The sequence below is a fragment of the Brunnivagina elsteri CCALA 953 genome (assembly GCF_002289455.1).
Lineage (GTDB): Bacteria > Cyanobacteriota > Cyanobacteriia > Cyanobacteriales > Nostocaceae > Brunnivagina > Brunnivagina elsteri.
In genome coordinates this window covers 1-4,194 of record NZ_NTFS01000494.1, presented here as the reverse complement: position 1 = coordinate 4,194, position 4,194 = coordinate 1, and the positions used below count along the sequence as shown (strand labels likewise).

The 4,194-nt window shown below is 37.9% G+C and carries 3 protein-coding genes and 2 pseudogenes; all 5 read right to left on the bottom strand.

The window, feature by feature from the left end; genetic code table 11:
* Window positions 1–171: 171 nt before the first annotated feature.
* A complete protein-coding gene (nifK, locus tag CK510_RS27060; protein ID WP_281257092.1) occupies window positions 172–1,545 on the bottom strand; it encodes a nitrogenase molybdenum-iron protein subunit beta in 1,374 nt (457 codons plus the stop codon).
* Window positions 1,546–1,712: 167 nt separating this feature from the next.
* A pseudogene (locus tag CK510_RS27055) lies at window positions 1,713–1,892 on the bottom strand (nitrogenase molybdenum-iron protein alpha chain); the annotation flags it as partial.
* 743 nt (window positions 1,893–2,635) lie between these two features.
* A complete protein-coding gene (locus tag CK510_RS27050) occupies window positions 2,636–3,127 on the bottom strand; it encodes a hypothetical protein (RefSeq protein ID WP_095724606.1) in 492 nt (163 codons plus the stop codon).
* Between the two features lie 240 nt (window positions 3,128–3,367).
* Window positions 3,368–3,994, bottom strand: coding sequence for a hypothetical protein (locus CK510_RS27045; protein ID WP_245912458.1), 627 nt, complete (start codon window positions 3,992–3,994; stop codon window positions 3,368–3,370).
* A pseudogene (locus CK510_RS33695) lies at window positions 3,988–4,194 on the bottom strand (hypothetical protein); the annotation flags it as partial. The pseudogene CK510_RS33695 and the gene CK510_RS27045, both read right to left, overlap by 7 nt.

Below are 4,194 nucleotides of genomic sequence, written 5' to 3'. Positions count from 1 at the left end.
GTAAGTAGCAAGCTACAGTATGACAGAAGTCCAGATTTTACCCGTTTGCAGTATAATTACCCAAATTTATCTTAATCACCCGAATTTATATGGACTTTCATAAAATAAAATATTTTAACTATGTATCTATCTACTAATACCATCATTCATGAGGATGGGAAAACCCCACCCCTACAACGATTTGGGGCAATTTCTTTCTTGGTATCCCCACATCAATTCGTTACCATCACTACATAAAAAATGGTTTGATAACATGCACATTAGACTACGGAAGTGCCACAAGTCCTTTTGAATCCAGACAGTTGCATTTTGACCAAATGGGCTAGCTTTTAGCATAGTTTCCATTTCAGCCTTAAATTCTTGGTCACCGTTGTTACAAAGAATGTGAACTGGTTCAGCACCCATTTCCAACAAGAAGCTGGTGACACTGTAAATTAAATCGGGATCACCGTAGATAGCGAATTTCTTACCGTGAATCCATGCATAAGAGTCAGTCATCGCGTCAACCAAACGACCACGTTCGATTTCTAACTCAGTAGGAATAGATTTACCAGTAATTTCAGAAATCGCCATCAAGAATTCGTCAGTACCCTTAACACCGAAAGGACGGAGAACTTTAGTATCTTGCTTCCAAGTCTTCTCGATGTATTCACGAGTTTTCTGGGTGGTGTAGCGTTGCAAACAAACAGTGGCTTTCGCATTGATTGTATCTTCTACATCTTCAATCTTAGTACCACCTGGGTACATTTGGAAGTCACCATCATTAGGTGAATCGAAGTAATCGCTGGTGTCAGAAACGATTGTGTGAGCAACATCCATCACATTCAGCATCCGCTTAACTTCGCGGTTATTACCTACATAGGTATCAAAACCAGAGATGATGTTAATTTTACCGTTAGGTTTACCCTTCTTACCTTCAGTCAGGTTGAGAAGAATACCCTTCATCATGTTGTCATAGCCAGTGGTGTGGGAACCAACAAAGCTAGGAGTATGAGCAAAAGGAACGGGTAAATTTTGGGGAACTGCACCAGCATTTTTTGCACTACCGATGAATGCACCTAAGTCATCCCCGATAACTTCTGCCATACATGTGGTGCAAACAGCAATCATTTTGGGTTTGTAAAGTTTGTAAGCAACTTCTAAACCTTCAATCATGTTATTCAAACCACCGAAAACAGCAGCATCTTCAGTCATCGAAGAAGAAACAGCCGAGCAAGGCTCTTTGTAGTGACGGCTAAGGTGTGTACGGAAGTAAGCTACGCAACCTTGTGAACCTTGGACAAAGGGAAGTGTGGCTTCCACTCCTAGTGCCGCGAACATAGCACCTACAGGTTGACAACCTTTCGCAGGGTTAACGGTTAAAGCTTCACGAGCGAAGTTCTTTTCCCGATATTCCCAAGATTTTGTCCATTCGGAAACACGTTCAATTTCTGCATCAGGATGTGCCCCTTCAAATTGGTCGTGCTTGTTTTTGAAGAGTTTGGTGTATTCTTCCTGCTTAAATAGCTCTAAGTGGTCTACAATTTTATCTGGATTTTGTGGCATTTCTTTATCTCTTTCTGTGTAGGGTAATGGGTTGGTTATTTTTGGGGGAGTTGAGAGTGGAAGTGGGGAGGAACAGAAAGTGAAAGGTAGAAGATAAAGGTCTATTTTCCTTATTTCTTTTAACTTTTACCTTCTTCCCTACTACCTACTCCTTACTCCCTTTCTAATTAAGCTGCTTTTTTAGCAGCAACTTTAGCTTTTTTCCAAGGTGTACCAATCAATGACCATGTAGGGCTATTGAGTGCTAAATCCATATCGCGAGCGAAGATTGCGAAACCATCATAACCGTGATAAGGACCGGAGTAATCCCAAGAGTGCATTTGGCGGAAAGGTAAACCCATTTTTTGGATATGATGTGGTAATCAAAACGGATTACGAATATTACCAACTTTTTGACCTACTTTATACAAGATGTACCATCATGGCGCTTCATAGCATCCCTATACAGATAAGTTGAGTATCTCAATTTATACTCCGAATCCTTAATTTAAGAATGATGTGAATTATCTAATATAACTCGTAAAAAGAATCTTTTTCAAAATGCTTATTATGCACGTTTTGCTAAAAATGCCGAGCTATCTCCTCAATGAAATTTGATATTTTCTTTCAGTATATTTTTATCTTGCAGCTTTAAGCAACCACTGCCAAAATCTGAGTCGCATTTTTTGCTTACGAACTAAGTAAATTATAATTTCTATACGGAAGTATCTTTGATGTTATTGCCATCAATATCTCTTATTACTAAAGCAAATTGAAAATCGCCGAATCCTTTTTTCATCTATTTTAGATGTAGGCTTGAATTTCCATGTTGAAGTATTCCTCATCCCACATAGGTATTTCGTAAATTATGTAAAGTGCCAGTAAATTGCATGATTCTTTACGACCCTTTGAGTCGGAGTGGTAAGTCCCTAAATTAGTAATTTTACCCTATCTATATTTATTTACATTTTGTTATATGTGAACGACTCACGTCGCGCAAGTTTCGCACTCTTGGTAAAACCTTCACTGGGACGTGAGTGTGTTGGCAATGGCAGTATCGCTCAACACTATCAGCATATCCCAATTAAAGTGCCAGGGCTTTTCACTTACTCTAAGCCGATATTTCTACGTGTTCAACTTGTTGCTCGATATTACGAGCGTAGATTTGTTGTTGTAGCAAAAACTCCACTAAACCATCTATTCCCCGTTGGTTATAAATAGCAGCGTAACCCTTGATTTTTCTATTTTTACAGAAATCTCGCAGTTGACGCACACCCAAAGCTTTGAGGCTTTCACCTTCTCTATCAATATCAAACAGTGCAGTTTTGCTTTGTTTCTCATCGCTTGTTGCTGCCATATTAGAAAACAATTTTTCAATGCTTGATTCATCTTCTGGATCGATAATATCTTCATCAATCTGAGTTTTGACAATACCAGAGGTAAACTCTTCATCTACGATTGGTAAATTGTCATCAACTAAGAAAATCTCACACATCAACCAAAAGATGACCAGAAACAAAGCAACCGGAAACAAGATATTGTTGAGCAATTGAGTGGTAGTAGAAAGTTCAAAAGCCGAACAATCAAACAAAAATTCAAACATTGTAGTTCCTCCAGATAATTATTGGGTGATTTGTAGATATCACCCAGTAGTGGGGAGAAAATACCTCCCCGTACTGAATGCATCAGACAAATCATCCCGACAATCCTGAAGTCAAGAGAGTCTTATTACTAAAAAAGTAGTAACAAAGCTAAATTTCCGAGATTTCGCAGTGGTTTCAAAGGGATAAATAAGGAAACCCGATTCTTGGTATTTCGATAAATTGATATTTAGAATCTTGATTCATTGTCTCACCCTAGCTTGATTAACTTTCAGCCATTCAACCAAAGTCACAAGATTGTAATTATATTTGAGTAATTGCGGCACAATTGATTCGTAAGGATATAAAGGAACACCATCAAAACGAAAACGGTACTGCCGCTCAATGTGTACATTGAGTTTCGGACAAGAATTAACCCTGATATTAATACCAACATCGCTAATCTTGACAGTAGCAATACCCTGTAATTGTTTAGCAAATTCATCAACTTTCAATGAATAATCAAATTCAATTACAGTCCGGACTGAAAAATGTTGAATGTAATCAAGTAAGCTAACATGTTCGTCCAATTCTACGAGCTTATCCGAATCATCAAGTAGAACACCAGACCACGAAAACTGAAATCTACGATTGGTATAATCATCCCAAAGTGTTAAAGTCCCATCATCGTTTTTAAGTAAATTAGCTCTATTTGGCTGAATACTACGATTTAACTGGTAAATAACTTCTTCACGCTCAAACGAAAAATAAACCCGTTTATGACGTTGATTTGATTGCCAATCGGGACAATTATCATCTTGTTCCCATCCATAAGGATGCATACCGCAGACTATTTTATCTGCACCATGAAAATTGCGACATCCTACCATGTTTCTAGATTAAAACTAGAAAACTCCTCACAACTAGATTTAAACTCTAATTGAGGACGGTAAAAATCAACAAATTTACAAATTGCATGATTAGGGTTTGGATTTTGGGATGAAAAAGCTTTACCAATTAGCTTCTCCTCATCATAACCAAGGTCAAATAATTCCATCGAGCTATCTTGAGAATCAGAATCTAACAAATC